This window comes from Kitasatospora sp. NPDC101157, assembly GCF_044768255.1.
GTDB lineage: Bacteria > Actinomycetota > Actinomycetes > Streptomycetales > Streptomycetaceae > Kitasatospora.
In genome coordinates, this window is the sequence record NZ_JBIWPL010000049.1 from 1 (window position 1) to 26,600 (window position 26,600).

The 26,600-nt window shown below is 71.8% G+C and carries 21 protein-coding genes; 5 read left to right on the top strand and 16 right to left on the bottom strand.

The window, feature by feature from the left end; genetic code table 11:
- Positions 1 to 131: 131 nt before the first annotated feature.
- Positions 132 to 2,516 carry an Orn/Lys/Arg decarboxylase N-terminal domain-containing protein gene (locus ACIRVF_RS41865; protein WP_402830201.1) on the bottom strand — a complete coding sequence of 795 codons (2,385 nt, stop codon included), beginning with the start codon at positions 2,514 to 2,516 and terminating at the stop codon, positions 132 to 134.
- A gap of 665 nt (positions 2,517 to 3,181) precedes the next feature.
- Between ACIRVF_RS41865 and ACIRVF_RS41870 the strand changes: the two genes are divergently transcribed.
- Positions 3,182 to 3,853, top strand: coding sequence for a VC0807 family protein (locus ACIRVF_RS41870; protein ID WP_402830204.1), 672 nt, complete (start codon positions 3,182 to 3,184; stop codon positions 3,851 to 3,853).
- Here the strand turns inward: ACIRVF_RS41870 and ACIRVF_RS41875 are convergent.
- Together ACIRVF_RS41875 and ACIRVF_RS41880 are read right to left on the bottom strand one after the other, a co-directional pair.
- Entirely contained in the window at positions 3,777 to 4,043 is a 267-nt protein-coding gene (locus tag ACIRVF_RS41875) for a serine hydrolase (protein ID WP_402830206.1), read from the bottom strand. The two genes, ACIRVF_RS41870 and ACIRVF_RS41875, sit on opposite strands and share 77 nt — an antisense overlap.
- A gap of 188 nt (positions 4,044 to 4,231) precedes the next feature.
- Entirely contained in the window at positions 4,232 to 4,375 is a 144-nt protein-coding gene (locus ACIRVF_RS41880; RefSeq protein ID WP_402830209.1) for a hypothetical protein, read from the bottom strand.
- 318 nt (positions 4,376 to 4,693) lie between these two features.
- Here ACIRVF_RS41880 and ACIRVF_RS41885 point away from each other — a divergent pair, with 318 nt between their 5' ends.
- The gene (locus ACIRVF_RS41885) at positions 4,694 to 4,969 is read left to right on the top strand and encodes a DUF1330 domain-containing protein (RefSeq protein ID WP_402830253.1); all 276 of its coding nucleotides are present in this window, start codon (positions 4,694 to 4,696) and stop codon (positions 4,967 to 4,969) included.
- Here the strand turns inward: ACIRVF_RS41885 and ACIRVF_RS41890 are convergent.
- From ACIRVF_RS41890 to ACIRVF_RS41910, 5 genes are all read right to left on the bottom strand, one after another.
- Positions 4,914 to 7,673 (bottom strand): M4 family metallopeptidase, encoded by a 2,760-nt coding sequence (locus ACIRVF_RS41890; RefSeq protein WP_402830211.1) that lies wholly within the window; start codon positions 7,671 to 7,673, stop codon positions 4,914 to 4,916. The two genes, ACIRVF_RS41885 and ACIRVF_RS41890, sit on opposite strands and share 56 nt — an antisense overlap.
- Before the next feature lie 742 nt (positions 7,674 to 8,415).
- The gene (locus ACIRVF_RS41895) at positions 8,416 to 9,114 is read right to left on the bottom strand and encodes an alpha/beta fold hydrolase (RefSeq protein WP_402830214.1); all 699 of its coding nucleotides are present in this window, start codon (positions 9,112 to 9,114) and stop codon (positions 8,416 to 8,418) included.
- Between the two features lie 468 nt (positions 9,115 to 9,582).
- Positions 9,583 to 10,164: a TetR/AcrR family transcriptional regulator gene (locus tag ACIRVF_RS41900; protein ID WP_402830217.1), complete on the bottom strand. Its 582-nt coding sequence runs from the start codon at positions 10,162 to 10,164 to the stop codon at positions 9,583 to 9,585.
- Positions 10,165 to 10,173: 9 nt separating this feature from the next.
- Complete coding sequence (locus ACIRVF_RS41905; RefSeq protein WP_402830219.1) at positions 10,174 to 11,124, bottom strand: SDR family NAD(P)-dependent oxidoreductase; 951 nt, start codon at positions 11,122 to 11,124, stop codon at positions 10,174 to 10,176.
- Positions 11,125 to 11,609: 485 nt separating this feature from the next.
- A complete protein-coding gene (locus tag ACIRVF_RS41910) occupies positions 11,610 to 12,182 on the bottom strand; it encodes a PH domain-containing protein (RefSeq protein WP_402830222.1) in 573 nt (190 codons plus the stop codon).
- A gap of 227 nt (positions 12,183 to 12,409) precedes the next feature.
- Here ACIRVF_RS41910 and ACIRVF_RS41915 point away from each other — a divergent pair, with 227 nt between their 5' ends.
- Positions 12,410 to 13,678, top strand: coding sequence for a YncE family protein (locus ACIRVF_RS41915; RefSeq protein ID WP_402830224.1), 1,269 nt, complete (start codon positions 12,410 to 12,412; stop codon positions 13,676 to 13,678).
- Between the two features lie 172 nt (positions 13,679 to 13,850).
- Here ACIRVF_RS41915 and ACIRVF_RS41920 read toward each other — a convergent pair whose 3' ends face one another.
- The 8 genes from ACIRVF_RS41920 to ACIRVF_RS41955 form a co-directional block, all read right to left on the bottom strand.
- Positions 13,851 to 18,101, bottom strand: a complete 4,251-nt coding sequence (locus ACIRVF_RS41920; RefSeq protein ID WP_402830227.1) for an AAA family ATPase — start codon at positions 18,099 to 18,101, stop codon at positions 13,851 to 13,853.
- Positions 18,102 to 18,169: 68 nt separating this feature from the next.
- Entirely contained in the window at positions 18,170 to 19,048 is an 879-nt protein-coding gene (locus ACIRVF_RS41925) for a hypothetical protein (RefSeq protein WP_402830229.1), read from the bottom strand.
- 390 nt (positions 19,049 to 19,438) lie between these two features.
- Positions 19,439 to 19,999: an SMI1/KNR4 family protein gene (locus ACIRVF_RS41930; protein WP_402830232.1), complete on the bottom strand. Its 561-nt coding sequence runs from the start codon at positions 19,997 to 19,999 to the stop codon at positions 19,439 to 19,441.
- 92 nt (positions 20,000 to 20,091) lie between these two features.
- Positions 20,092 to 20,715 (bottom strand): DUF6000 family protein, encoded by a 624-nt coding sequence (locus ACIRVF_RS41935; protein WP_402830234.1) that lies wholly within the window; start codon positions 20,713 to 20,715, stop codon positions 20,092 to 20,094.
- A gap of 483 nt (positions 20,716 to 21,198) precedes the next feature.
- The gene (locus ACIRVF_RS41940) at positions 21,199 to 21,654 is read right to left on the bottom strand and encodes an SRPBCC family protein (RefSeq protein ID WP_402830237.1); all 456 of its coding nucleotides are present in this window, start codon (positions 21,652 to 21,654) and stop codon (positions 21,199 to 21,201) included.
- Between the two features lie 592 nt (positions 21,655 to 22,246).
- Positions 22,247 to 22,657 (bottom strand): hypothetical protein, encoded by a 411-nt coding sequence (locus tag ACIRVF_RS41945; protein WP_402830239.1) that lies wholly within the window; start codon positions 22,655 to 22,657, stop codon positions 22,247 to 22,249.
- A 43-nt stretch (positions 22,658 to 22,700) separates the two neighbouring features.
- Complete coding sequence (locus tag ACIRVF_RS41950; RefSeq protein ID WP_402830242.1) at positions 22,701 to 23,684, bottom strand: aldo/keto reductase; 984 nt, start codon at positions 23,682 to 23,684, stop codon at positions 22,701 to 22,703.
- Positions 23,685 to 23,753: 69 nt separating this feature from the next.
- Positions 23,754 to 24,599, bottom strand: coding sequence for an SDR family NAD(P)-dependent oxidoreductase (locus ACIRVF_RS41955; protein WP_402830247.1), 846 nt, complete (start codon positions 24,597 to 24,599; stop codon positions 23,754 to 23,756).
- A 130-nt stretch (positions 24,600 to 24,729) separates the two neighbouring features.
- Here ACIRVF_RS41955 and ACIRVF_RS41960 point away from each other — a divergent pair, with 130 nt between their 5' ends.
- Both ACIRVF_RS41960 and ACIRVF_RS41965 read left to right on the top strand, forming a co-directional pair.
- Positions 24,730 to 25,320 (top strand): TetR/AcrR family transcriptional regulator, encoded by a 591-nt coding sequence (locus ACIRVF_RS41960; RefSeq protein WP_402830248.1) that lies wholly within the window; start codon positions 24,730 to 24,732, stop codon positions 25,318 to 25,320.
- A gap of 209 nt (positions 25,321 to 25,529) precedes the next feature.
- Positions 25,530 to 26,240, top strand: coding sequence for a hypothetical protein (locus tag ACIRVF_RS41965; protein WP_402830250.1), 711 nt, complete (start codon positions 25,530 to 25,532; stop codon positions 26,238 to 26,240).
- The last annotated feature ends 360 nt before the right edge of the window (positions 26,241 to 26,600 follow it).

Sequence of the window (26,600 nt, forward strand, 5' to 3'; positions counted from 1 at the left end):
GTTGAACGCCTTCGAGATCGCCTTCGACGGCCGTCTCTCCGCTGGCCGTCGTTAACTCAACCCAACCGAGTTACACCGTTCGCTGGACAGACCCCAGGCCCGTCGTTGCCGGGCGACGGACGCTGGTGACGTCATGACCGGGGCTCTTCAGGACTGCGGTCGGTGGCGGGGATCAGGCATTCGATGAGGTAGTCGCCGGTGTCGGGGTCGGTGACGACGCCGTGGGCCTCGCTGCCGAAGCCGGGGAAGGCACGGTCGAAGGCTTCGAGGGCGGTGAGATAGCGCAGCAGCGGGCCGTCGGAGGCACCGAGTGATTCCCCGGGCATGAGGACCGGGATGCCGGGAGGGGTGACGGTGACCATCGCGGCGGCGGTCCGTCCGGCGGCGTCGGCGAGGCGGACGCGTTCGGTGCCCCCGCGGACGAGTTGCTGGTAGCAGTGCCGGGGCGGGTGGACCGGGGTGGGCAGGTTCCGGAAGGCTTCGTCGAGGGACTGGACGAACGCGCCGTCGGTGAGGTGGCGGTGCATCCGTGCGCACAGCTCGCGCAGGCCGATGTCCCGGTAGTGGCGGGGGTGGTTCCGGGTGAGGTCGGGCAGCACCTGGTGGAGCGGGGCGTCCTCGTCGTAGAGGGCCTTGAAGTCCATCAGGCCGTCCATGAGAGTGCCCCACTTGCCTTTGGTGATGCCCATGGAGAAGAGGACGAGGGTGCTGTAGCTGTCGGTCTTCTCCACGACGATGCCGCGGTTGGCCAGGTACTCGGTCAGGATGCGCGCCGGGATTCCCCAGGGCTCGGTCCGGCCGGTGGCGGTGACGCCCGGGCAGGTGATGGTCACCTTGATCGGATCGAGGAGGCTGTAGCCGTCGGTCAGGCCGTCGAAGCCGTGCCAGGCGGCGCCGGGTTCGAGTTGCCAGCAGGAGGGCTCGGTGACGAGCAGGGACAGCGGTGCGTCGGCGAACGCCATGGTGGTGCCGGTGTCGGGGTCGGTGACCGTCTCGGGCTGCCAGATGCCGAAGAACCAGCCGGGACGGTCGCCGGCGGTGGCGATCCGGCGCCCGGTGCGCACGACGGCCTGGCGGAACCGGACGGCCTCGGTGACGACCTCGTCGATGAGCCAGCGGCCCTGGGGCCCGTCCATCATGGCGGTCGCCACGTCGAGGGAGGCGATGGCGGGGTAGAACGCCGAGGTGGTGCCGTGCATCATGAACGCCTCGTTGAAGCGGTGGTGCTCGACGGGCGCCCGGGGCGAGGGGCGGACGTGCACCATGGCGCACTGCGAGAGGGCCGCGAGCAGCTTGTGCGTGGAGTGGGTGGCGAAGACGGTCGGCCGCTGCGGCTCCGGGAAGGTGTCCGGGCCGACGGCCATGCCGTACCGGCCCCGGTAGAGCGGGTGGAAGCGGGCGTAGGCGATCCACGCCTCGTCGAAGTGCAGGCGCGGCGTGCTGGGCGCGAGGGCCCGGGCCGCGGCGAGGGTGTCGTAGCAGAGGCCGTCGTAGGTGGAGTTGGTGATGACGGCGTACTGCGGCTGCGGTGAGCGGGCGTCGGCGGTCAGCGGGTTGGCGGCGATGCGCTCGGCGACGGCTGCGGCGTCGATGGCGGCGGGGGGCAGCGGTCCGGCGAGGCCGTAGCCGTTGCGCGTCGGCACGAGGTAGACCGGCCGGGCGCCGGTGACGACCAGGCCGTGCAGGACGGACTTGTGGCAGTTGCGGTCGACCAGGGCGATCTCGTCGGAGGTGACGCTGTAGTGGCCGACCATGCGGTTGCAGGTGGAGTCGCCGTGCAGGACGAAGTAGGTGCGCTCCGCGCCGAAGACCCGGGCCGCGTTGCGTTCGGCCTCACCGATCGGGCCGGAGTGCTCGTAGAGGGACCCGAGTTCACCGACCGAGATGGACAGGTCGGTGCGCAACAGCCGCTCGCCGTAGTAGTCGAAGAAGGCGCGGCCGGCCGCCGACTTGAGGAAGGCCACGCCGCCGGAGTGCGCCGGGGTGTGCCAGGAGTACTCATGGGCGTCGTCGAAGTGCCGAAGTGCGCTGAAGAACGGCGGCAGGACATCGCGCCGGTAGGCGGCGGCAGCGGCCGCGACCCGGCCGGCGATGAACGCGGGTGTGTCCTCCAGAGGCCAGATGTAGCCGATGACCGCCTCGGCGACCCACAGCGGAAGGTGCTCCAGGTCACTGTCGGAGCCGTCCGCCATGAGCAGGAAGACCGGCAGGTCCTTGAACCGGTGCCGGATGCGGTCCAGCACCTCGGCCCCACCGGTGGGCAGTTCGACCCCGCTCTCCGGGGCACCGGCGTCCCCGCCGTCACCGGGCGGCCGCGGCAGGCCCCACGCCACGACCGCGGCGGCCAGGCCGGCCTCGATCTGAAGCGTCGCCGTGGCGTCCCTGCTGTCACCGGCCCAGCGCAACTCCAGGCCGCGGTCCTCCAGTTCCTTGCCGATCCGGCCCATCTGTTCGGCGCTCACACCGCCGGCGAGGGGGTCGTTGCGCAGTGCCAGCAGGACGGTGCCGTTCGCCATCGTGGTTCCTTGCCTCGTGGTGCGTGCCCGCGCAGGCGCGGACCAATGGGTGTGTGCAGGAGCACCCGAGCCCGCTGCCCAGGCACGAGTAACGGGTGCGAGTGCGAGTGCGAGTGCGGTGACATCTTCGCCCGGTGTCGGGAGGCGGACGGTGCCCCTTCCCGGCGATTCATCCGAACGGGGCACGGGCGTGTGAAGGCCGGGCGACGGCGCCCAGCTTCGGGCAATCGCTGGGCCGGTCGTAGCCGTGCGTCTGCAGTGGTGTGGACGGATGCGGGCGATCCCGCCCTGGAGGGAGACCGCCCATCGACATGGGCGTCGACCTGGACGCCACCGATCCCATCGCTCCGATCGCGGCATCCGGGCCGGTGCCGTCCGCCCCGGCACACGCCGACCCACCCTGCGGCCTTGAAGGACCCGGACGGGCCGTCCGCGGCGGGGCCGGCGGTTCCACGGGATCGGCTCCGGGAGATGGGCGCCGGTGCGCTTGGGGCGGTGCGCAACGGTTGGGCGTTGGCCGGGCTGGGCAGAGCCCTGACGGAGCGGCTCGATGAGCCCGGTGCATCGCCCCGTGAGCGGCTGGGCGCGGCCTCAGGGCTCGGTCATCGTCCGGCGCGGAAGGAATCACCTGTGCGGGTAACACGTCATCCCCGAAGGTGCCGGCGGTGACGGCTCTCGGGGCGTCGCGGCGACCGAGCGGCCGGCGTCTGCTGCTCGGTGTCGTCCGGGACATCGTGGTCCCGATCGCGTTGTACTACGGCCTGCGCGCGGCCGGCGCCGGTGTCTTCGTCGCGCTGCTCGCCGGCGCGTTCCTGCCGGCGCTCACCACGGCGGTGCAGTGGCTGCGCACCCGCAGTCTTGAGGGCATGGCGGGCTTCGTCGCCGGGATCATGCTGCTCGGCGTCGCAGCGGCGCTGGTCAGTGGCAGCCCCCGGTTCCTGCTGGCCAAGGACGGTTGGCTCACCGGTGTGGCCGGGCTCTGGTTCCTGATCTCGGTCAGGGCCAGGCGCCCGCTGCTCTTCCACGGCGGCCGGCCCTTTCTGGAGGGGCGGTGGCGCTCCGACGGCACCTCCTGGGACGTGCTGTGGGAACGCGAGCCGGCCTTCCGGCGGATCTGGCGGGTCTCGACCGCGATCTGGGGCGTGGCGATGTTGCTGGACGCCGCCGTGCGGGTCGTCATGGCCTACTGCCTGCCGGTGGACCTGGTACCCGGCCTCGGCGCGCTGCTCTGGCCGGTCACGCTGGTGCTGTTGCAGCTGGTCAACGGCGTGTACTACGAGGTGGCGGGGCTGTGGCGGCTGACGTCCGGGGCGGCCGCGCGTTCGGCGGACGGCTGACCGCGCGGCCGCTGGTGCTCCGGCCGCGCCGGGCGGCCGCCACAGGCCGCCACACCGAACGCTGCCCAGGGGGGTCGAAGATGCGCTCGCGCAGGAACGCCTCGCAGGACCGGCCGGTCACCCGGGCGACGAGCACGCCCAGCACGTCGTAGCTGACGTTGTAGAGCCACCGCTCTCCGGGCTGGTACATCAGCGGAAGCACACCCAGGCGGATCCGTTCTCGCCGTGGACCCTGTGCTCGAAGTACGCGCCCATCATCGGGGAGCCCTACCGGACTTCACCCCCCACGCGTCGGACGAGCCATGAAACCGCCGGCTCGGGCGGGTGGGGGACTTGCTCGGTGCCGCGCAGTGCGAGGGCCGCGGTGCGGGCGCGCTGTCAGCACAAGTCGTGCGGCGGGCAGTAACCATCCCCGGCGTGAATGAGCGCCCAGATCCACACGATGACGCCCACAACGGACACCGCGAGGACCATGATGGTGATGAGCACGTCTTTAACCGTCTGCGATTGACGCTTCGTCATGACCCGGCCTCCGCACTCGATACCTGGCTTCAACTGACAGCGTCCCACCGATGACCCGAGGAGGGAACGCCCCGATCCCAAGCTGGGACGGCGTCGCAGCCGGGCACGGCACCGGGCGGTCCTGCCGCGCGGCGGCCGCGTGTTCAGCAACGGACCCGGGCATGCCGCGGCCGGCGGACGTCCTTCCCGGCCCGGCCCGCGGCAGGCCGCCGGCACCGACAGTGATGAGCGCGTTCGCGATCGCCCGCGTCGGGTCGGTGGAGTTCGGGCCCGACATCGTGGAGTGCCTGGAGCGCATCGACGCCGTGCCTGGAGCGCATCGACGCCGCCTTGGAGCCGTTCGGGGGCCGGTTCGTGGTGCACGGCGGGAACGTCGAGGTGGCCGAGGGCGGTTGGGGCTCGGACGTCATCGTCATCGAGTTCCCCGACCGGGAGCGGGTGCGCGCGTGGTACGACTCCCCCGCGTGCCGGGAGGTCCTCCCGCTGCGCACCCGCCAACCGGTCGCCGACGCGATTTTCGCCGACGGGTGCCCGCGGGTTACCGGGGCGCGGACTCGCCGGCGCACAGAGCGCCGGCGGGGCGCTCGCGGGTGACGAGGTCGGTGCGTCCGGCGGTGGCGTCCAGCCACACGACGCGGGTGCCGCGGTCCGCGACGGGCGAGTCCTGGGAGCCTCGGTCGCAGGAGACGCGCTCGGGGGCGCCGCCGGTGAGCGGGAGCTGCCACAGCTTGGCGGTCCGGGCGTTGGTCCAGTCGTCGTGGACCCGCCCGGTGCGCGAGACGTAGGTGACCGCGCGCTCGGAGACGGTGAGCTGGTAGGGCTCGGGGGCGGTGGAGTCGGCCGGCAGGAGGTCGGTGGTGCCCGAGCCGTCCAGGGCGCCGGAGCGGATCGTGGCGCGCCCGGTGGGCGGGGTCTGGACCCACAGCATGCGGCCGCCGGCCAGGTGGACGGCGTCGGCCAGGTTCTTCGGGTCGGCGGGCACGTACTGGGCGGTGACCTTGCCCTCGGCGAGCGAGTACGCGGTCGGCGCGTTGACGTGGTCCTGGCCGGACATCCAGCTCTCGGTCCAGGCGAGGACGCCGCCGTTCAGGTCGAGGCCGCCCACCCCGTGACCGGCGGGCAGCGGGATCACCGTCTCCGGGGAGCCGTCGCCGTGGACGAGGTGGATGCGGGTGGTGTCGGTGGTGAAGTCCCGGAGCGTGTAGACGATGTCGCCGCCGGCCGTGCGGATGTTCTGCGGCTCCTGCCGGGCGTCGTGGTAGATGCTGCGCACCGGGCCGGCGCCGGTCAGCGGCGCGCTCAGCAGCTCGTAGCCGAAGACCCCCTGGGCGTCCTTGCCCACGGCCTTCCACACCGCGTTCGTGCCGTCGGTGGCCGCCCAGCTGTGGTAGCGGCCGTCGTCGGGGCTCAGTCGCACCGGGGCGGCGCTGCCGGTGACGGTGCCGGTGTACAGGGCGGTGCTCTTGCGGGTGGCGTCGGTGTTGGCGAGCATCACCCAGTGACCGTCGGCGACCACCGGGGCGGCCATGTTGTTGGTGACGCCACTGACCAGGACGTGGCTGTCCAGGCCGAGCTTGCGCTGCCAGCCGGCCTTGATGCCGTGGGCGTCGAAAGCGGCGGCGACGGTGCGCAGCTGGGCGTGGGTCAGGCCACTGGCGCGGCCGGCGGCCAGGACGGCGTTGCGGCCGGCGACGAAGTCGTCGAGCGGGGTCATGTACTCGGTGAGCGCGCGGTAGATCACGCGGTCGGCGACCAGGGGGTCCAGGGTGCGCCGGATGTCCCACAGGGCTCCGCCGAAGATGGTGGAGTTGAGGTGCACGCCGCCGCTGTCGGTGCTCAGGGAGGCGCCGACGTAGTCGTCGACGGTGGTGTGGTGGTCGTCCAGGTGGCGGGTGGCGCAGGCCTGCGGGGTGCCGGTGCGGCACAGGCCCTCGCCCAGCAGCGCGGCCCTGGGGTCGTCCATCGCGATGCCGCGGGTGGTGACCTCGATGGCGTTGCCGAAGTAGTCGGCGAGCGCCTCGTCCATGGCGCCGGACTGGCCGAGGTAGGCGAAGTTGGCACTGTTGGTGATGACGCCGTGGGTCATCTCGTGGGCGGAGACGTCGAGGGCGGCGGCGAACGGGAAGTACTTGTCGTCGCCGCCGCCGTAGATCATCTTGCTGCCGTCCCAGTAGGCGTTGGGGAAGGCGCGCCCGCCGGCGGTAACTCCGGTGACGGAGACGATCGGGCTGTTCTTGCCGTCCAGACCCGGGCGGCCCAGGCGGTCGCGGTAGAAGTCGTAGACGACACCGGCGTTGAGGTGCGCGTCGGTGGCGCCGTCGGTGCCGGTGGCGGCGGGGAAGTCGGGGGTCGGGGAGCTCGCGGGGTGGGCGTCGGCGGGGATGCGGTCGAAGTCGCCGACGTCGCGGCCGGCCGCGTCGTAGGTGGTGATCGCGGCGGGACGGGTGAGGTCGGTGAGCTGGTAACTGCCGTCCGCCTGGCGGGCGATGTTGACGCTCACGCTCTTGCCGTGGACGTCGGGGGCGGTGCCGGTGGCGGGGGTGACGGTGGCCGGGGCCGGGCCGGGGGCGGACGGCGCGACGGCCTCGGGGCGCGCGGCGGCCGCGGAGGGGGTGCGGGCATCGTGGGCGAGGACGACGACGCCGGCGGTGGCATCCACGTAGACGTCACGGGTCAGCGGGGTGCCGTCGGCGCCGGCGCCGCGCACGGCGTAGTGGCGGGTCAGCTTCCCGGCGCCGTCGGGCAGGATCACCAGGCCGGCGTCATCGGCGGTGGCCTTGACGCGGGCGGCGTCCGGCAGCGCGCCGAGCGCGGCGGTGCGCAGCAGCTCGTCCGCGACGGTGGGCTCGGTGGGGGCGGCGAGGCCGGTGAAGAACTTGCCGCCGACCGCCTCGACGTGCTGGGCCGCGCCGTCGCCGGCGAGGTGGACGAGGTACTGGGCGCCGAGAACGGGGACGCCGCCCTCGTTCTGCTGGAACCTGACGGTGCGCCGTCCGTCGGGGCCGCTCTCGGTGCCGGCTTCGGCGAGCTGGGCGGGGTCGACCCGGTAGCGGTCGCGGTGGGCGGCCAGGTGGGCGCGGGCGGCAGCGGCCGGGTCGCCGGGGGCGGGATCGCTCAGGCCGGTGACCAGCTGCGGGGCGGCGGTGTCCTGCCCGGCGACCACGCCGGGGACGGGGTCGCCGGCGGCCGGCGCGGGCGCGGTGTCGGCGGCGGCGGTCGGGGCGGCCAGGGCGGCCAGGCTCAGGGCGGCGGCTATGCCGGCGCCGAGGGCCTTGGGCGTGCGGGCGTGACGGTGCACTGCGCTCCTCTCACGGAACGGGAACACGGGAATCGGCGGTGGCGCCCTGCCCGTCTCCAATCGGCTGACGGTGTGCCAGGGCCACGTCACGAACATAAGCTATCTCTCGGCATATGTCGAACAACTACCTATCGGGAACTCCGGGAGCCCCGGCCCTCAGGCGACTCTCTGCCCGTGGAGGAGGAATGGGAGGACACGGCCGGCGAGGGCCTCGGCGACGCGGGCGGCCTGGGCGGGGGCCGCGGCCCGACCCAGCTCACGGACGGGGACGAAGCGGGCGCCGGCGCGGCGCCGTCGGTGATGCCACCGCCGGAGACGAGGCCGAGGCGCTCCAGGTAGCGGTCGGCGGGGGTGTAGTCGACGGCGCGCCGTCGTCGGGCCGGTCGGCGCGCTGACGGGTGCTCACGGACGTCTCCCGGTGGTCGTGGTCGGCGGCTGCCGCTGAGAGATGTCCGGCGCTCCCGACACCCGCCGAGCTCGTTACCGACCGGCGCGCCGCGCCCTCCCCACCACTCCTGATCCGGCCCCGCCGCCACCCCTCGACCAGCGAGCGGTCGGCACCAGCCGGCGGTGTTAGCCGCGACCGACGCGAGCGCGGGCGGTGTGCGAGGCGATGGACGTGAAGATCACGCACAGCAGCATCAACAACGTCCGCCTGAAGCTCAAGCGGCTCACTGACCGGGGAATCCCGGCCGAGACCGAGCAGGGGCTGTTCGCCCTGCCACGGCCGTAGGGCCTGTGGTCACCGGCCGACGGTGTCGAGGAGAACACGGGCCAGTTCGCGTGGCTGGGAGAACATCGGCCAGTGGCCAGTGGCCATCTCGACCAGCCGCCAGTGCTCGCCGGCCAGCAGCTCGGCCACGTCGTCACCCGGCTTGTCTCCAGCGAGCAGGCACAGGACGTACGTCGCCGGAAGTTCGGCAAGTGACCGGGCCAGCACGGCGGGCTCGGTCAGCGTGTCGCCCGGATGCGGCGTCGAGCCACCCACGATTCGGGCGATCTGGTCATCGGTGAGGCCCTGGCCGACGAAGTGGGCTGCGGTCACGAGCGGCCAGAATCCACCGTTCTCGGCGATCGACGTCTTCACCGTCGCCCCGCCGTCCGGCCACGCGGAGACGAACGACTCGCCGTCAGCCGGAACACTGGAATCGACGAAGACTACGCGGGCCAGCCGGTCGCCGATCCTCTCGGCGGCCTGACCCACCGGGATGCCCGAGTAGCTGTGACCCACCAGGACGACATCGCGCAGATCCTGGCGTTCGACCTCGTCAACGACGTCCTGGACGTGGGTCTGCTGCCCGGCGAGCACACCCTGCTTCTCAGCAAGACCGGACAGCGTCAGCGGGTGGACCCCATGGCCAGCCGCATGCAGATACGGCACCACCTCGTCCCACGCCCATGCCCCGAGCCGCGCGCCTGCGACCAGTACGAAGTCAGCCATGGTCGCACCGTAGTGGAGCAGCCCTACAACTCCACCGGAAATATCTTCGATGCAGTCGGCCCGGGTCCCTCCGGTCAGCCCGCAGCCAGCTTGCTCGCCCCGCCCGCAAGGCTGACCCAAACATCACGTCACATACCGCCCTCTCACACCGGATGCCACCAGCCGGTCCGGTGACGGGCTTGCTGCGCATAGCCCGCGAGTGGCCCGACACGACGACCAGCACCGGCGGCCGGTCTGGCCGTAGGGACCGGGCGAGCATCGACAGCCCAACCCGACCGGGAACTACCGGAACGAGGGACGCTGCCGTCCCGGCCCGGCGGCGCCAGCGGCGTTGGTGGAGGATCGCGTCGGAATCCCCGCCCCTGTGGTCACGATTCCCAGGGGAAGCCGGTCGTACATGTGCGCTGGAGGTGCCCGGTGTCACCGCTGGGCGCAAGGATTGCCCCCGGGCCGCGGCAGAGGGGGATCTCACACCGTCGTCGGTGTGGCTCGCAGACCGCCGAGCAATGCGGCCAGGTAGCGGTGCGCGGTGTCGATCCGGTCCGCCGGGGCGCTGCCGTGCACGTCTACGGCGTAGGCGATGCCGCACATGAGCGGGACCAGATCAGCTGCGGCCAGGTCGGGGCGGACCGCCCCGGCCGCGCGGGCTCGGTCGAGGAGTGCGGTGCCTGTGGACCACAGGGACTCCTTGAGTTCCGTGGTGCGCGGCAGGGCGTCGACGGAAGCGGCGGCGACCGGCGCCACGGAGGCGTCGGTGACCTGTGCCTCGACGGTGCGGGTCAGGAAGCTCTCCAGCGCGCGCCAGGCGTCGGTGTCGGCCAGCGCCTGCCTGCCGTGGGCGGCCAGGGCCTCCAGGCAGGGGGCGGCGACCGCCTCCAGGAGGGCCTCGGGCGTGGCGAAGTGGCGGTAGACGGTGCCGACTCCGAGTCCGGCGCGGCGGGCGACGTCGTTGAGCTGCAACGGCGTGCCCTGGTCGACCAGCTCGCGGGCGACGGCCACGATCCGGTTCCAGTTGCGGGCCGCGTCCTTGCGCAGTGGAGTCGTCGTCATGGGGACATGCTAATCGGATGGCTCATCCGGATGGCCCTGCCGCCCGTGCGCGGCCGGGCCCGGCACGGGCGACGGGGCCACGAGGGGCGCGTGCTGTCGGCTGAGTCGGCGCACTGCTTCGGCGACGCGCGGGTCGGTGGCCGTGCGCACCGGCGCCACCGGGCGTGCCGCGGCACCGATGACGATGCCGGTCCGGCCCGCCAGGGACTCGTCGGTGGCGGCGATGACGGAGGGCTTTGCGGCCTCGGCTGCCGGGCCCGCGGTGGAGCGTTCGAACTTGCGGCGCACGAGCGGCCACAGCAGCCGCAGGGCCGGTGAGACGATCTTCGGGTCGGTCAGGGTGCCATTGGTCATGTCGGTCGCGGCGCCTCCGGGGTCGGCGGCGAAGACCGAGACGCCCGTTCCGTCGAGTCGCGACGCCAGGTCGAGCGTGTAGGCGAGGTTCGCGAGCTTGGCGCGGCCGTACCAGTGGAAGCCGTAGTAGCCGCCGGGCGGCTCGACGGCGTCGAACACCCGCTTGGCGACACCGACTGCACCCGAGGTCACGTTCACGATCCTGCTCGGCGCACCGGCTGTGAGCGTGGGCAGCAGCAGTTCCGTCAGCAGGTACGGCGAAAGGTGATTGACGACGAACGACGCCTCCACGCCGTCCAGCTCCTGTCGATCCGCGAACATCGCTCCGACGTTGTTCACCAGCACGGTCAGCGGTTCGCCTGAGGCGGCGTGATCGTCGGCTATCCGGCCGGCGAGCGCGCGCACGTCATCGAGCGAGCCGAGGTCGGCGGGCAGGAACCGAGCGGGTCGCGCCGGATTCACCGCGTTGATCCGGTCGACCGCCCGGGCGCCTCGGTCGGCACTGCGCCCGACCACGGTGACCGAGAACCCGGCGGCAGCCAGTCCCAGAGCCGTCTCCAGGCCGATGCCGGCGGTCCCGGCCGTGACCACGGCTGTCTTCCTCATGCGTTCCTCCAGCGCGGCAATTCGGATAGGTCATCCGCTTAATGGCGACAGTAGCACAACCGGATGACTCATCCGTTTGTTGACGACAGATGTGGCCCTGCCGCCGGCGACGAAGCCCCCGCGAGCACCAGGCCCCGGAGCCCTCACTGAGCGGCGGTTCGGCGCTGCCCCAAGCGACGGTCGCCTCGCGGGCCGGCGTAGTCATCCACCGGCCGGGATCCCCGGTGGACAGCTGGGGAACTATGAGCCGGGCGACGGCCTCGGCCACGGGAGTGGGACCGGTGACGAGTTCCAGAAGCGGCCATTCCTCCTTGCCCCGGCGGGCCTTGAGGCCGTCGAGGCAGTCCAGGGCGTTCTGGGCGGCCCTGATCGGGCACTGACCCGACGGTACCGACGGTGAGCGGCCCGGACGCGCCTCGGCCCCGGCTCCCCTCGTGGGGGCCGGGGCCGAATCGATTCTGCGGCTCAGCGAGCGGTCAAGCCCGTTACAGCTGCTGCAGGATGACGACGACAAGGATCACCGCGGAGATCAGGAATCCGAGCAGGACGCCCGCCACGGTGGGCGTCACCCGGTCCCGGAGCTGCTTCGCCGGCTTCACCCGCTGCGTCGGGTGCGTGCTGTACTCCCACCAGTTCACCAGTCGCTGGAAGTCCGTGTCGAAGTCCGCGGACGGGTACAGCCGGCTGGTCTGGAGGCCCGGCAGCGAGCGGCGCCGCCCGTCGGTCAGGAAGACCCGCGCCGCGTACGCCACCGAGCCGTTGCTCTTGGTCTCCCGCACGTCGATCCAGCGGATCTCCTGCCACGGGTACGTCCGGCCGCGCCCGAAACCCCAGCAGACGCTGACACCGTCGGCGCCGACCCGGCTCCAGGAGCGCCAGCTCAGGACGGCGGCCGGCACGCAGAGCGCGACGGTCACGAGGACGATCCAGAACGTGGGCCAGGCGCCGAGCTTCATCCCGCCGAAGACGAGCTGGGCCGTGATCACGAGGAGGAGCGGGAGGAAGTTCGACCACGAGGGCCGGAACAGGTCTTTCCCCCGGAAGATCAGTTCGTTCACAGGCGCACACTACGCCTGAGCCCAGGGCCGGAACAGGGGGTTTCACGGCTTACGTACGGCGGGCGGGAGACCGGCAGACCGGCCGGCCGCGAGGGGCGGACGGCCCCGCCGCGAACGCGTCCGCCGCCGACGTCTTGCCAGCGGACCGGACCCCTCCCTACCGTCGAATGGCGGAAGTTGACAGACCGTCTCACAACCCGTCGTGCCACCCCCACGAAGGAGCGACGATGTCCAGGACCCGTCCCCGGCGCCGACTCGGCGTCCGATCCCTCTGCACCCTCGCGGTTGCGCTCGGCCTGCTCGCCCCGGCCGCCGCCACCAGCAGCGCCGCCCCCGGAGCCACCCCGGCGCTACGGGAGGTGATGTTCGTCGGCAACAACTGGGACGGCACCGCCGACGTGATCGAATCCTCCGGCGCCCTCAGCAAGGTCGGACGGATCGACGTCATCCCCGACAAGGACCAGCGGCTCGCCGAGATCTACCTCAACCCCGTCAAGCTCGGCTACTTCCTCGGCATCAGGCTCGGCCCCGGCGAGGGCCACGACCAGTTCGTCGACGACATGTACAGCACGCCGGACGGCACCGCCGTGGTCGTCTCCCGGCCGAGCTTCGCCGACGTGGTCTCCCTCGACCTCGCCACCGGGCGAATCAACTGGCGCTTCCCTGTGGCGGGTTACCGCGCCGACCACATGGCGCTCTCGCCCGACGGCACCCGGGTGGCGGTCTCCGCCTCCACCGCCAACACCGTGCACGTCCTGGACGTCCGCACCGGCGCCGAACTCGGCTCGTTCCACACCGGGGACAAGCCGCACGAGAACATCTTCACCGACGGCGGCCGGCAGCTGTGGAACATGTCCATCGGCAACGTCGAAACCGCCCTGGACGCGCCCTGGCTGGACTGGACGAAGGGCGACCGGCACATCACCGTCGTCGACGCGGCCACCCTCACCCCGATCCGCGAGATCGACATGCGCAAGCGCCTCGACGACGCCGGCCTCGGCGGCCTCTCCAACGCCGTCCGGCCCGCCGTCTTCTCCCCGGACGGCACCCGGCTCTACTTCCAGGTGTCCTTCTTCAACGGATTCCTGGAGTACGACGTGGCCGCCGACCGGATCACCCGGGTGAAGACCCTCCCCGTCGACCCGGCCGCCAGTACCGACCGCACCACCTGGCCCAACGACTCCCGCCACCACGGCCTGTCGATGAGCCCGTCGGGCGACCGGATCTGCGTCGCGGCCACCGTGGACGACTACGCGACGGTGGTCGACCGCGCCACCCTCCAGGAGGGGCCGCTGGTGCCCGCGTCCAAACCGTACTGGGCGACGGTTAGCGGGGACGGCAAGTCCTGCCTGATCTCGGAGAGCGGCGCGGACCAGGTCACCGCCATCGACTTCGCGACCGGCCGCAAGACCGCCTCGGTCGCCGTCGGCCACCACCCCCAGCGCGTCCGCCTCGGCCACGTCCCCACCGGCTGGACCGGACCCACGAGGCCGTAGCGTGCCGAGCCCGTGGCGGAGCGCCGGTCCTCCTCGGCGTGGCGGCGCGTCCGTCCCGGGCCCCGGTGAACTCGGGCAGGGAGCAGCGGTGCACCGCGGCCATCGGCCGCGTCCGGGGAACCGGCCGCGCAGACCGACCGGACCACTGTCGTACTGTCAGCGACTACAGCGACTACTCGGCGAACCAGTGCTCACGAGGATCGACCACGATCACCTCCCACCCGCTCCCGACCACGACCGTGCCGTCGGGAGCGACGGCGACGGACTCGACGTCTGCGGGCTGGGGGAGCATCGCGACGGTTTCGCAGGTGGTGAGGTCCCAGACGCGGACGGTCCGGTCCGAGCTGCCGGTCACGGCGACCGGCCGGCCGGCCACCGTGGTGCACGCCACTGCGGTGACCCGGCCGGTGTGGCCCACCAGCAGGGCCCGTTCGGTGCGGGTGCCCAGGTCCCAGACGCGGGCCGTCCCGTCCGGCCCGGCGGTCACGGCCATCGGACGGCCGTCGAGGTCGACGCATGCGACCGAGCGCAGCCAGCCGACTTCATTGGCGATGATCGAATGCTCAGCGGTGACGAGATCACAGATCCGGAGGTCTCCGTCGACGCTGCAGGTGACCGCCACCGGTCGGCCGTCGAGGACCGTGCAGGCCACGGCGTCCACCCGTTGACGGTGGTCCGGGAAGTCGGCCACCGGCTCTCCGGTTCTCAGGTCCCACGCGTTCAGCCAACCGTCCCTGCTGCCCAGGACCACGATCGCCCGCCCGTCGATCGTGGTGCACGCGGCGGCATCGACCATACCTCTCGCCGTTCTGGGCAGGACCGCGCGGCGGGTCCCGGAGGCCAGGTTCCACGACCACGCGTCACCGAAGATGCCACCGCTGACCGCAATCGTTCGCCCGTCGACGACCGCGGACGCCAGTGCCCACAGCGACGTCTCCTGACCCTCAAGGACGGCCCGTTGCGCGCCCGTCGCCAGGTCCCACACGCGCACGGTGCCGTCCGAACCGCCCGACAGGACGACGGGGGTGCCCTCGATCTCGGAGAGCACGGTCGCCCGCACCGTGTCGCTGTGACCTCGCTGACCGGTCGGTTCCGCCCGGGACGTCAGGTCCCACACCCGCAGCGCCCGGTCCCGGCTCGCGGTGACGGCGACGGGCAGCCCGTCCATCACGGCGAACGCCACCCCTCCGACGTCGTCGTTGTGACCGCCCAATTCGACCCGCGGCTCGCAGGCCGCAAGGTCCCACACCCGCACGGACCCGTCATTGCTCCCGGTCACGGCGATCGGAGTTCCGTCGACGGTGGTGCACGCCACCGCCTCCACATGGTCGGTGTGACCGCTGAGCAGGGCCTGTGGTTCGCCCGTCTCCAGGTCCCACACCCACACGTCGCCGAACCAGGCACCCGTCACCGCGACGGGTCGGCCGCCCACCACCGTGCACGCCACCGCACTGACCCTGGGATCGTCCGGGCCGAAGGGTCGGACCTCCCTGGTGGTCAGGTTCCACATCAGCATGCGCTCGTGATAGGGCGCGATGACGGCGAAGGGCTCGCCGTCGATCTCGGTGCAGGCGACCGCGACCACATGGCCGTACTCGGTCGCCGCCCTGATCCGGGCGAGCCGCTTGCCCGTGGACAGGTCCCACATCCTCACCCACCTGTCCCAGCTGCCGGTGACGGCGATCGGCCGGCCGTCGACCACCGTGCACGCCACCGTCACCACCCAGTTGGTGTGGCCCGTCAGGACGGCGCGCTCGGTACAGGTGCTCAGATCCCAGATCCGCACCTTGTTGTCCCAGCCGACGGTGACGGCCACCGGCCGACCGTCCACCTCCGCGCAGGCGATCGCCGGCACGATGGTCCTGTGGCCCCCGGGCAGAGCACGTTGCCGGTCCGAGGCCAGGTCCCACACCCGCAGGGAGCCGTCCCATCCCGCGCTGACGGCCACCGGGCGTCCGTCAACGACAGTGGTCGCCACCGAGTCCAACCCGACCGGATGGCCCAGGCTCGCCTCCAGCTGGGGGCTGGTCTGCATGCCGGTGGCCCAACGGGGACGCCAGGCCAGCCCGTGGCAGAGTTCCCGGTGCAGGGACCCGGCCCGGTAGCGGAGCGCGTCGAGCGCCAGCAGGAACCGGCGCTCGTCGACCGGACCGTCCCGATGGCGGTCGGCCGACGCGAGGTACACGGCGCGGACCAGGCGGCCGTGATCGGCCCGGGCGGTGTTCAGCGCCGGGAGCAGCGCGTCCGGGTGGGCCCGGACGACGAACTCGGTGTCCGGCAGGAGTTCGTCGATCCGGCCCGCCGCGGCTGCGTGGGTGGCCAGGTGGCGCAGCAGGTACGGGGATGCGAAACCCCAGTCGGGGGTGGTCTCGGCGCCGGGCGGGACGGTGTCGAGCAGCGCGCGGTGGACGGTCACGGCGTGCTCCGGTCGGGCCGTGTGGTCGGTCAGTGCCTGGTGGAAGTACCGGTACAGCAGCCGCCCGTCGGAGTCCGTCGCGGTACGGAGGTAGAACGCGGCCTGTGTCAGGGCCTCCCTGGTGTCCTGGACGCTCGAAGGCCGGACGGGGTCGCCGTCGGCCCGGGCGAGGGCCGAGGCCACGGCATGGATGAGGTCGAGAGGCATGCCCTGGCCCTGGGCGTGGCCGAGCACGGCCAGCACCCGGCCGATCCACGGGGTGGTGGCGGCCAGGCGTGCGACGTGGAGGTCGAACATCTCGGTGAGCTCGCACGGCGGCTCCGGGGTGCCCGGCTGGTCGCCGGCGTCGTCGTCGGCGCCGGCGTTGGCGTCGGCGGCCGGGGTGTCCAGCGGGGCGCTCAGGAGGTGGTCGGCGTAAAGGGCGGCGATCAGGAACGCGCCGTGCTCGGCCCCGTGGGCCAGGCGGTGGGCTGCGGCCATCGCCGTGGCGGGCGAGTGCCGGGGGTAGAGGAGGTCCGTCAGGTACTGTCCCAGGTCCCTGGCGAGGTCGTCGCGGCTCTGGGCGTCGAGATCCAGGAGGGCCCCGCCTGCCTCGGTCGCGGCGTCCCTCAGTTCGGCCAGGAGGTCCCACCAGGGACGGGTGCCGATCACCACCCGGCACTCGGGGGCGTTGTCGTCCGGGCCGAACCCGGACAGGGGCAGCAACAGCTCGCGCACGAGACCTCGGGGGTCGGCGGCCTCGTCGAGCGCGTCGAGGACCAGAACGACCGGACCGGCCGACCTCAGCCGTTCGACCAGTCCCCTGGTGCTCCGGGTCTCCCCCGCATCGTCCGCTGTCGGGCCGTCCAGTTGGCCCAGCAGGGACTCCACGACCTCCCGGGTGGTGAGTTGACGGGCGTGGACCGCCAGGATCCGCGCCTCCGGACGCGGCCGGAAGTCGTGCACCCGCGACAGGACGCGCTCGCGCACCGCCGCGAGCGCCGGGTGGGTGAGACAGACGGCGACTCCGAGCAGGGCCGACTTCCCCGAGCCGGGCCCACCGGTGACCACCAGCAGCCGGCCCTGGTCGTCGTCGACGTCGTTCAGCCAGGTCTCGATGCGGATGAGCTGTTCGCCGCGCCCGCTGAAGAGGCAGCCGTCGGCACGCGTCGTACCGACCGCCCGGGAGACGAAGTGCAGCACGTCCAGGCCGGGATCGCTGTCGACCGCGAACTGGCGCAGCGCGGCGTCGGTGCGGGTGAGGAACCGGTCGGCGAGGTCCTCCGAGTACCCCGGGTTCAGGAAGAACGCCGGCGGCTGCAGCACTGCCTCGTCGTGCGGGGTGCGCACCACGGTCTGCCCGCTGTCGCCGGTCCCGGCCGTGCGCCGGAGTTCACGGTCGATCTCCATGGCCAGGGTGTCCACCGGCACGTACTCCAGCTCCGGCGACAGGTCCAGCAGGCCCTTGGCGAGCCGCTCCAGCACCGTGGCTGCGGCGCCGCTGAACCGGGCACCGTACGCGGCTTCGTCGGCCGCGCAGGCCGCGATGACCCACGCTTTGCGTCGCACCCCGGACAGCCTGAGCACGCTCTGCGCGGCCAGCGCCTGGCCGCCGCCGCAGACGTCCAGCAGGAACAGGGTGGGTCCGACGCGCCGGGAGTGCTCGACCCTGCGGATGAGTTCGCTGCTGCTCAGAGCCGTGGCGGGCAGATCGGCCACGTCGCTGTCGCGTACGACGAGGTAGAGGTCGTCACCTTCGATCGCGCCATGGCCGCAGAAGTGGACGACCAGGGGGTCCTCCGTCTGCCAGAGGCGTGCCAGGGTCGATCTGGCCGTCTCGACGTCGGGGTCGTGCAGAGGCTCACCCGCCGGCACCCCGGCCCGCCCGAGGGCGTGGGCCACCCGTTCGACGGTCCCGGCCACACTGGGCAGAGGTGCGAAGGGCGTTGTGCCGTTCGCCCGGTCCTCCTCCGAGACCACCTGCTTCGGGAACCCGCCCACCCCGATCACCAGCGAACGAACCGCCACGCGCCGTCCTCCCCCTCATTGCCACCCGGCTCGCCCTGACGACTCGACCGGCGCCACATGACGAACCGTCAGGACAGAAGATAGGGGGCGAGTGCCGCGGCCGGCAGGCCGTTCGCCAGATAGCCGCCCAGGGTGTGGAAGTCGACCGCTCCGATGTCCGTCGTCCCGTGCTGGTCGACGGGGAAGGCTCCGCCGAGTTCCGGGGGCAGAGCGACCAGATCGCCGACATCGGCGATGTTGACCCACCGCCCGACACCGGACGGCCTGGGGGCGCGCCCGGCTCGCGGCCCGGGCTCCAGCTTCCGCGTGACGAACGGCAGCCCCAGCGGCGAGCCGAGCGTCACCAGGAGCTCCACTTCCAGCTCCGGGAAGGCGTGCAACGCCTCGTAGGTCACCACCGAGCCCAGCGAGTGCGCGACCACCACCCTCGGCCGGTGAAGCCGGATCGTGTCCGCGACCACGTCCCGGGCCGCCTGCCGGGCCTCCGGGCGGGTCAGGTAGGCGTTCACCTCCCTCAGCACCCCGACCACGAGACGGGACACCCGGTCCACCGCCGCCTCACGGAGCCGCGAGACCGGACCGGCACCCGTACGGTGGTGCACCAGACGCCCCACCGCCTGTCGCAGCGGCGCCAGCAGTACGGCCTGCGACTCTGCAGGTTGCGGAGCCCCGGCTACCACCAACCACTCCCACGCCTCTGCCAGCTCCGCCTCCGACAGCCCGTCCATCGGCGCACCGTCGGCCTGCGACTCCGCCGGACCGGACCGGAGCACGTGCGCGTAGTAGGCCATGACCACTTCCGGCACCGGCACGTGCCCCAGCCCTGCAGCCACCAACCCCAGCCCGAGGTGTGGGCGCGCCCGCTCGGCCAACCCTGCCGCGGCTTCCTCCGGCGTCAACCCGCTCTGCAGGTTCCAGATCCCGTGCACCAGCACGACCGGTTCCACTGCCCACCCCCACATGCCCCGACCGGCTCTGCCGGCCCCTGCCCCACCTCTACCCGCCCGGAGGCCACGGCGCATCCACTTCCGGCGCGGAGTGGACGGAGTTTCCGCTGCGCTTTCTGAGCCAGCAGGCCGGGTCGCCGCCACAACGGGACCGCATCGAGGAGATCCGCGACAACCTCATCGCCCGCATCGCCGAAGCCGAACACGAAGGCTGGCTCGGTGAGGTTGAAGGGCTCCGTGTCAGCCTGGCCGGAGCGGAAGACAAGCTCGCACAGGTCACCGGACACGCGGCCAGTGCGTTGGTCGTCTCCCGAGGCCGACTCTCCGAAGGGAGCCGTGAGCATGGCCGGGATGACCGCGTCTGCGCCAACGGGACGAAGCGTTGGTGTTTCAGAATGCGCCGGAGGACAGTCGGCTTGCGGCCTGGACCCATGGCTGCGGCTCGACCAGGTCGTCCCTGTCGAAGGCGTCCTCCTCGAACCAGCCCGTCCCCGCGAGCCATGTCTCCAGCCACGCGGCGAGGCTGTCGGAGTCAAGGAACCAACACTGATCCCACGATCCGCCGCTGTACGGGTTCGGCTCGAAGAGCAGGACCTGACCGTCCTCACTGAGACAATCAACGCCTGCGTACATGGCGCAGCCCCAGGTCAGGATCGGTACGACGCCTTCGGGCCACTCGGGTTGCTTCACGCCAACGGACGCCTCACGTCGCGTCAGGTATTCGCCAACGACGCTGGAGCCCGGACCAAGCAGCGGCAGCAGTCGGTGGTCGGGGCCGAAGCCGCCGTCAGCGACCTCGCGATACAGGCGCGCAAGTAGGGGATGCAGCGCGAAGCCCAGCTGCCCCTCGGCCTCCGCAATCTGGGCACCGCCGACAGGCGCCGGAAGGTCCTCGTTGTCCGATGCGGCCCGGCTGGCGACGCGTTGCACGAGGTCATCAATGTCGGTCATGACCGTGATGCTGTCAGAGCAGGCCGACATGTCGACGGCCAGGGCCGCCGGGCGGGCTGGTGGGCGACAGGAAGTTCAGAGAAGACGAACGATCAACGCTCGTTTTCCCGTGCCGAGAAGAGTTCAGCGCACTCGCTGGCGAAGGAACAGAGCTGGTCCACGACCTGCCGGTACTCCTGCGGATCCCGCACCGTGTTCGACGTGGCATCGGTCCACTGCTGCCACAGGCCACCGGCGGCAAGGTAGCGGGATGCTCGCTCGGTCCCAAGGACGGCATCGAGGTGAAGCAGTGTGCTGAGAGCAAAGGTCTGGTCGTAGACGAGGTCGGGTTGAGGCAAGTAGCGATCAAGGTATCTGCAGACCAGATCGGCGTCCGCGCTGGTGCCGAACGTGGCAAGAGTGATGCAGTAGGACCCGCCGTAGGGGCCTCCGCTGGCCAGCAGGAGCTCGCCGATGCGGCTGCGGAACTCGGTCCTGCCAGCTACAACCACCAGCCAGGAGGCAGTCCTACGCTCTCGCCAACCGCCTTCGAAAAGGATGTCGAGCTCAGCGGGAGTGATCTCCGCGGCAGCCTGGACCAGCTCCCTCATGAAGAGGTCGCGCTCAGGTCCGCTCAACCGCAGCGAGCTTCCACCCAGCCGCAGGTACCGCCGGCCGGGCGCCACGAATCGTCGGACCAAGTCCATGAGTTCAGGGTCGGTGCTGGCATAGCGCATGGCTGCATCCTTGCCCGGCGAGGACCCAGCTGCCAGCAATTTACACAGAGCCTCAAGTGGCGATCGCTCGTTCAGAGAAGCCTGTGTCAGGTGCCCACCAATCCGCGTGGACCCAGCCCGGATGCCCCTCCGGAGATCCACGCCAACCTCGTCGACACTCTCCAAGAGGCCAAGGACCATGACTGGCTCGGCGAGGTCACCGCCATCGAGCCACCATGGCCGCCGCCACGCAGAAGCCAAGGGGCATGCGCGAGCGTGCAACCCAGCCGTCCACCGTTCACCTCGGCATGCCCGACATCCGCCGCGACACCGGACGCAGCAGCGCCGACGCTGAGACAGCCTTCCCCACGGGTCCTAGGCTTCGCGGATGACCTACGAAGAGCTGTGCTGCGAACCGATAGCGGCGCTTCCAGAAGGCGAGCCCGAGACATCCTTCGGCCGGCGTTGGGATGACCGGCTCTGGTTGAACGTTCCTGGCCCCTTCTAGCCGTCCTCGGACGACGGCCGGGGGCCGGTCCCGGCGGCGAGGTCCTCGATGAACCGTTTGAAACCGCGCAGGTCGCCGCGTACCTGGAGGCCGAGCACGCCCAGCTTGTCGGCGGCCTTCTCGGCCAGGCCGGTGGGCTGGAAGGCCATGGTCATCGTCACCCTGGTGCGACCCGCGCCGAGCGGCTCGAAGTCGACCGTGCCGGTGTGTTTCACGCTCTCGCCGGTGGTGCGCCAGGCGACCCGCTCATCGGGCACCCGCTCGACCACTTCGGTCTCGAACTCCCGGGACAGCCCGGCGATCCTGGTCCGCCAGTGGGCACGGCGATCGTCCAGCTGCCTGACCTCCTCCACGCCCTCCATGAACTTCGGGAAGTCCTCGAAGGTCGCCCACTGGTCGTAGACGACGCGGACGGGGACGTCCACGTCGATCGACTCCACCACCGTGCTCATGGGAGTCCCATCCCTTCTGCAGCCGTCTTCGTAGGGTCGTGACCTGTCGGTTCCGATGGGCGCACGGCCGACCGCGCGAGCCGTTCGTCGGCCACGACGGGTTACGCCGGCCCTGCCGCCCCGAGGCCGTCTGATCGGTTGCGGGGACACGCCCCGCGGAGGGCCGCTTGACGAGCTTCCGGCAGATGACCTCACGACCGGGCAGGTGCTCCGCCTTCGGTAGGGGAGGTTGACTCAGGAAACTCATCGCCGCACCTCTCCATGCCGTCCTGCCAGCCGTCCTGCCGCCCGGCCGCCGGGAGCGGGGAATCCGCAGCCGACGCTTCTGCCAGCCTGGGCCGTGCACCGGGCGGCGGCAACCCGCCGTCCTGCCCGCCGCCGGTCGGGCGGCCCGCTTCCCCCTCCCGGTGGGCTCACTCTTCGGTCGAGGGCGTTCCCGGCCGTTCGCGATCACCACACGGTGGCCGGACCGGCCGCCCGGCCGTGGTCGGGCGGCGCTCTGCTCCGGACCGGGCCAGGCGACCGGGACCGGTGCCCGCGTCCCCGGCGAAGATCGAAGATCGGAGTGCCTTCGCCCGTCAGCCGGCCAGGATCACGGAGGCGGCCGTCCGCCACCCCGCATCGGTCCGGGCGACCAGTTACAGCACGCGGACACGCTGGAACTCCCGCCCCTGACGGTCCCGGCGCCCCGGGCGACCTCGGTCTCCACGGCCCGCTCGTTGAGCCCGCGCACCACCGTGTCGAGAGCCGTGCTGCCTCCGTTGTCGGCGTCCCGCAGCGCGCTCAGTTCTTGTCGATGTCGAAGGGCCCGGGACAGCGCCTCGGTGGAGGTGAGTACCGTGTGGGCCGTCCCGGTGGTCGTGCTGGTCGGCACGGAGAAGTAGTCGAGGAGCGGCGCCGGATCGGTGCTCCGTTCCGCCGCCGGTCCGGTGAACGTCTCGACGTATCCCTCGAACCAGGTCCGTGCTTCGTTCGCGACGGTGGTCAGGTCGATGCGCGTCATCGGCGGTTCCTCGTTCCTCTTGCGGACGAGCCCGGGCCTCGGTTCAGCCGTTGAGGGTCTTCATCAGCTCGGGGGCGTAGCGGTCGCCGGAGACGATGCCGCGCGGGGCAACGGCTTCGATGGCGGCCAGGTCCTCATCGGTGATCGTCACGGTGGTGGCCGCGACGTTCTCCTCCAGGTAGCGGCGGCGCTTGGTGCCGGGGATGGCGACCGCGCCCTGGCGCAGCACCCAGGCGAGCGCCAGCTGGGAAGGTGTGACCTGTTTGGCGGCGGCGATGCGGCGGACCTCGTCGACCACGGCCAGGTTGCGGGCGAAGTTCTCGCCCTGGAAGCGCGGGTCGGTGCGGCGGAAGTCGTCGGCGGCGAAGTCGTCCGGGCTGGTGATCGCGCCGGAGAGGAATCCGCGTCCGAGCGGTGAGTAGGCGACCAGGCCGATCCCGAGCTCGTTCAGGGTGGCCATGACCCCGTCGTCCTCGATGCCGCGTTCGAAGAGCGAGTACTCGGTCTGGACCGCCGCGACCGGGTGGACCGCGTGTGCGCGGCGGATGGTCCGCGGGGCGGCTTCGCACAGGCCGATGTGGCGGACCTTGCCGGCGGCCACCAGGTCGCCCATCGCGCCGACGGTCTCCTCGATCGGCACCTGCGGGTCGACGCGGTGCAGGTAGTAGAGGTCGACGTGGTCGGTGCCCAGGTGGCGCAGGGAGCGCTCCAGGGCGCGACGAACGTACTCGGGGCGTCCGTTCAGGCCGACGAGCGTTCCGTCGTCGGTGAACTCGACGCCGGTCTTGGTGGCGACGACGGCCTGCTCGCGGTGGCCGGCGAGAGCCTTGCCCAGGAGCTGTTCGTTGATGAACGGGCCGTAGCTCTCGGCGGTGTCCAGCAGGGTCACGCCCAGTTCCAGGGCGCGGTGGACGGTGGCGAGGGACTCGGTCTCGTCGGTGCTGCCGTAGAAGGCGCTCATGCCCATGCAGCCGAGTCCTTCGACGGAGACGGTCAGGCCCTGGCTGCCGAGTGTGCGGAGTTCCATGGTGATCTTCCTTGCTGTTGCGGGGCCGTCCCGCGGTGACGTCTGGTTGGTTGCGTGGTGGGGCGCTGGTCAGCGCACCCAGGCGTCGGTGAGGGCGCGGACGGCGGAGCCGTCGAGGTCGGCGAGGGTGGTGGCGGTGAAGTCGCGGGCCCACGGGGAGGTCTGGATGCGGAAGGGCGGGCGGGGGAGGGCCAGGGCGTCGACGATCGGGGCGGCCGCCTCGGCCGGGGTCTGGGCGTTGCCGAACGACTGCCGGGTGCGGGTGACGTAGGCGTCGAGCGCCGGGGCGTAGGGTCCGGCGGCGGCGAGCAGCGCGGGCAGGTCCAGGCCGAGGTTGGCGACGAACTCGCTCGCCACCGCGCCCGGTTCGACCACCGTGACGTCGACACCGACGGTGGCGGCGACCGGCGCGAGGGACTGCATGAAGCCCTCGACGGCGAACTTGGCCGCGCAGTACGCCTCGTTGAAGGGCTGGCCGACGACGCCGCCGACGCTGGTGACGGTGATCACCCGCCCCCTCGACGCGCGAAGGTGGGGCAGCGCGGCCCGGGTCACCGCCACCACGCCGAAGAAGTTGACCTCCATGGCCGCGCGGACGTCGTCCAGGCTGCTCTGCTCGATGGTGCCGATCTGGGCGGCGCCGGCGTTGTTGACCAGCGCGTCCAGGCGGCCGTGTTCGGCGACGACCTCGTCCAGGCAGGCGGTGATGCCGGCGGAGTCGGTCACGTCCAGGCGCTTGACCTGGATCAGTTCCTCGACCCCCGCCTCGGCGGCGGACTTCAGCAGGGCCGCGGCCTTGCCGGTGTCGCGCATGGTGGCGATGGTCGTCCAGCCGGCCCGGGCGGCGCCGATGGCGGCCGCCAGGCCGATGCCGGAGGAGGTACCGGTGATCAGAACCGTCTTGGGGGAGGTCATGAGGGTCTTCCTCGCAGGGGAGCAGAGCGGGCCGAAACCCGTAACCGGGGAGTTCCCCGGTTCTCCTTCACGGTAAGCGGGGAACTCCCCGGTTGTCCAGCTAGACTGGTTCCCGACGAAGGGAACAGCCTTGACCACCAAGCCGAGCGTGTTGCGCGCCGATGCCCGCCGCAATCGGGAGCGCATCCTCGAAGCGGCCGTACGCGCCTTCTCCGAGAAGGGCCCGGACGTCGCGATCGACGCGATCGCCAAGGCCGCCGGCGTCGGCTCGGCCACGCTCTACCGCCACTTCCCGACGCGCGAGGCGCTGGTCGAGGCGGCCTACCGCAACGAGCTGGCCCGCGTCTGCGACAGCGCCACGAAGCTGCTCGCCGACCATGCGCCGGACCGGGCGATCCGCCTGTGGATGGACGGCTTCATCGACTACGTGGCCGCCAAGCAGGGCATGGCGGACGCGCTCCGGGCCGCGGTGGCATCCGGTGCGGACCCGTTCGCCGAAACCCTCGACAGGCTCGGCACCGCGCTCGACAGCCTCCTGCACGCCGGGGCCGAGGCCGGTCTCCTGCGCCCGCACATCGACCCCCTCGACGTCGGCTTCAGCCTGGCCGGCGTCGCACTGATCACCAGCGCTCCCGACCAGCGCGAACGGGCGGGCCGCCTCCTCGACCTGCTCCTCGACGGCCTCCGGTACGGAGCGGACCGGCCCGCGTCCAGCTCCTGACCCCCCTCCGGCCGGCCGCCGGCCGGTCGCCGACCGGCCGGCGATCACAGGAAGCACGACGGTCCGGTGTCCCGCAGGCCTGGCACATCGGCCCGTCCGTCGTCCGGCGGCCCGGCGTCCGGCGGCCCGGCGGCCCACCTGGGGCGTGAGAGCCCGGAAGGGCCGGTGTGGGAGAGTGCGTGGCGATCACGAATCCTGGGGGTGGATCGATGCGCACACGCCACTGCGCGATGGCGGGGATCGTTCTGGCGGTTCTCTGCGTGCCCGCCTGCGCGGCCGACCGGAAGGCCGGGCCGGAGGCCGCCGCGGCCTTCACGCCGGTGCCCGCACCGAAGAACCTGCGCGAGGGCCTGCTGACCCAGGAGCGGCTTCCCCGGGGGTTCCGGCTGAAAAAGGTGGAGGTCGACCCGACGTCGACCGCCGCTTCGGCCACGCCCGTTCCCATCGCCTCGCTTCGGTGCGACGCACTCGAAGTGGACTCCTTCATGACGACCCACGCCCCACCCTTGGAGAGCGTGGCGGCGGACCTCGAACGGACGCCGTCGGGCGGCGAGGACGGCGGCTGGTTCGGCCGGGAGCTGCTCGGCCGCTACGCGCCCGGCCGAGCGGCCGAGGTCATGGACGCCATCCGCGGCGCCGCGAAGCGCTGCGCCTCCTTCACCACCACACTCACGGACGGCACGAAGATCCGGGAGACGGCGTCCGTCACGCCGGCCGCGGTGCCGGCTGACGACAGCCTCCTGATCCACTTCACCTCGACCTCCCCCGGGGCCTCGAAACCCTTCGAGAAGGTCACCGGTTTCGTCCGCCAGGGCGACGTGGTCCTCGTGGTGCAGCACTCCTCCAGCCAGAGGCCGTCCACGGACACCCAAGAGGTCCTGGCCGCCGCCGTGAAGGCGTACCGCTCCGCCGGCGGCTGACGCCCTGCGCCCCGGTCCTCGGGCCGTTCCCCGTCGGCCTGGTGTGACGGCGATCTCAAAGGGCGGCCACCGGCACTGACTCAGCGTGAGGGCGGTGGGTCGGTCGGTGATACGGCCGGGGCCCGTCCAGTGAGTGCGCTCACAGGGAAATGCGGTGCACGACGACGGATAGTGGTGTCCGTTTTGCCCCATTTTGAGACCGTTTGACGAGCAACTCAAGCGTATTGGCGCAGGTCGGAAGGGTCGGCGGGGATGAGCGGCCCCGGCGCGGCCCGTCTCTCGGATCGGTGCCGGCTCGCTTCGGCTACGACTGCGGATCGTAAGGAGGGGGTCTTGGCGACCGCCGATCCGGTCTGGCAA

Excerpts from the sequence above, each read along its gene's own strand:
- ACIRVF_RS41930 (WP_402830232.1), bottom strand. The coding sequence starts at position 19,999 with ATGACCGACATTGATGACCTCGTGCAACGCGTCGCCAGCCGGGCCGCA.
- ACIRVF_RS41865 (WP_402830201.1), bottom strand. The coding sequence starts at position 2,516 with ATGGCGAACGGCACCGTCCTGCTGGCACTGCGCAACGACCCCCTCGCC.
- ACIRVF_RS41880 (WP_402830209.1), bottom strand. The coding sequence starts at position 4,375 with ATGACGAAGCGTCAATCGCAGACGGTTAAAGACGTGCTCATCACCATC.
- ACIRVF_RS41940 (WP_402830237.1), bottom strand. The coding sequence starts at position 21,654 with ATGAGCACGGTGGTGGAGTCGATCGACGTGGACGTCCCCGTCCGCGTC.
- ACIRVF_RS41895 (WP_402830214.1), bottom strand. The coding sequence starts at position 9,114 with ATGGCTGACTTCGTACTGGTCGCAGGCGCGCGGCTCGGGGCATGGGCG.
- ACIRVF_RS41935 (WP_402830234.1), bottom strand. The coding sequence starts at position 20,715 with ATGCGCTATGCCAGCACCGACCCTGAACTCATGGACTTGGTCCGACGA.
- ACIRVF_RS41965 (WP_402830250.1), top strand. The coding sequence starts at position 25,530 with ATGCGCACACGCCACTGCGCGATGGCGGGGATCGTTCTGGCGGTTCTC.
- ACIRVF_RS41945 (WP_402830239.1), bottom strand. The coding sequence starts at position 22,657 with ATGACGCGCATCGACCTGACCACCGTCGCGAACGAAGCACGGACCTGG.
- ACIRVF_RS41915 (WP_402830224.1), top strand. The coding sequence starts at position 12,410 with ATGTCCAGGACCCGTCCCCGGCGCCGACTCGGCGTCCGATCCCTCTGC.
- ACIRVF_RS41875 (WP_402830206.1), bottom strand. The coding sequence starts at position 4,043 with ATGTACCAGCCCGGAGAGCGGTGGCTCTACAACGTCAGCTACGACGTG.
- ACIRVF_RS41955 (WP_402830247.1), bottom strand. The coding sequence starts at position 24,599 with ATGACCTCCCCCAAGACGGTTCTGATCACCGGTACCTCCTCCGGCATC.
- ACIRVF_RS41900 (WP_402830217.1), bottom strand. The coding sequence starts at position 10,164 with ATGACGACGACTCCACTGCGCAAGGACGCGGCCCGCAACTGGAACCGG.
- ACIRVF_RS41950 (WP_402830242.1), bottom strand. The coding sequence starts at position 23,684 with ATGGAACTCCGCACACTCGGCAGCCAGGGCCTGACCGTCTCCGTCGAA.
- ACIRVF_RS41905 (WP_402830219.1), bottom strand. The coding sequence starts at position 11,124 with ATGAGGAAGACAGCCGTGGTCACGGCCGGGACCGCCGGCATCGGCCTG.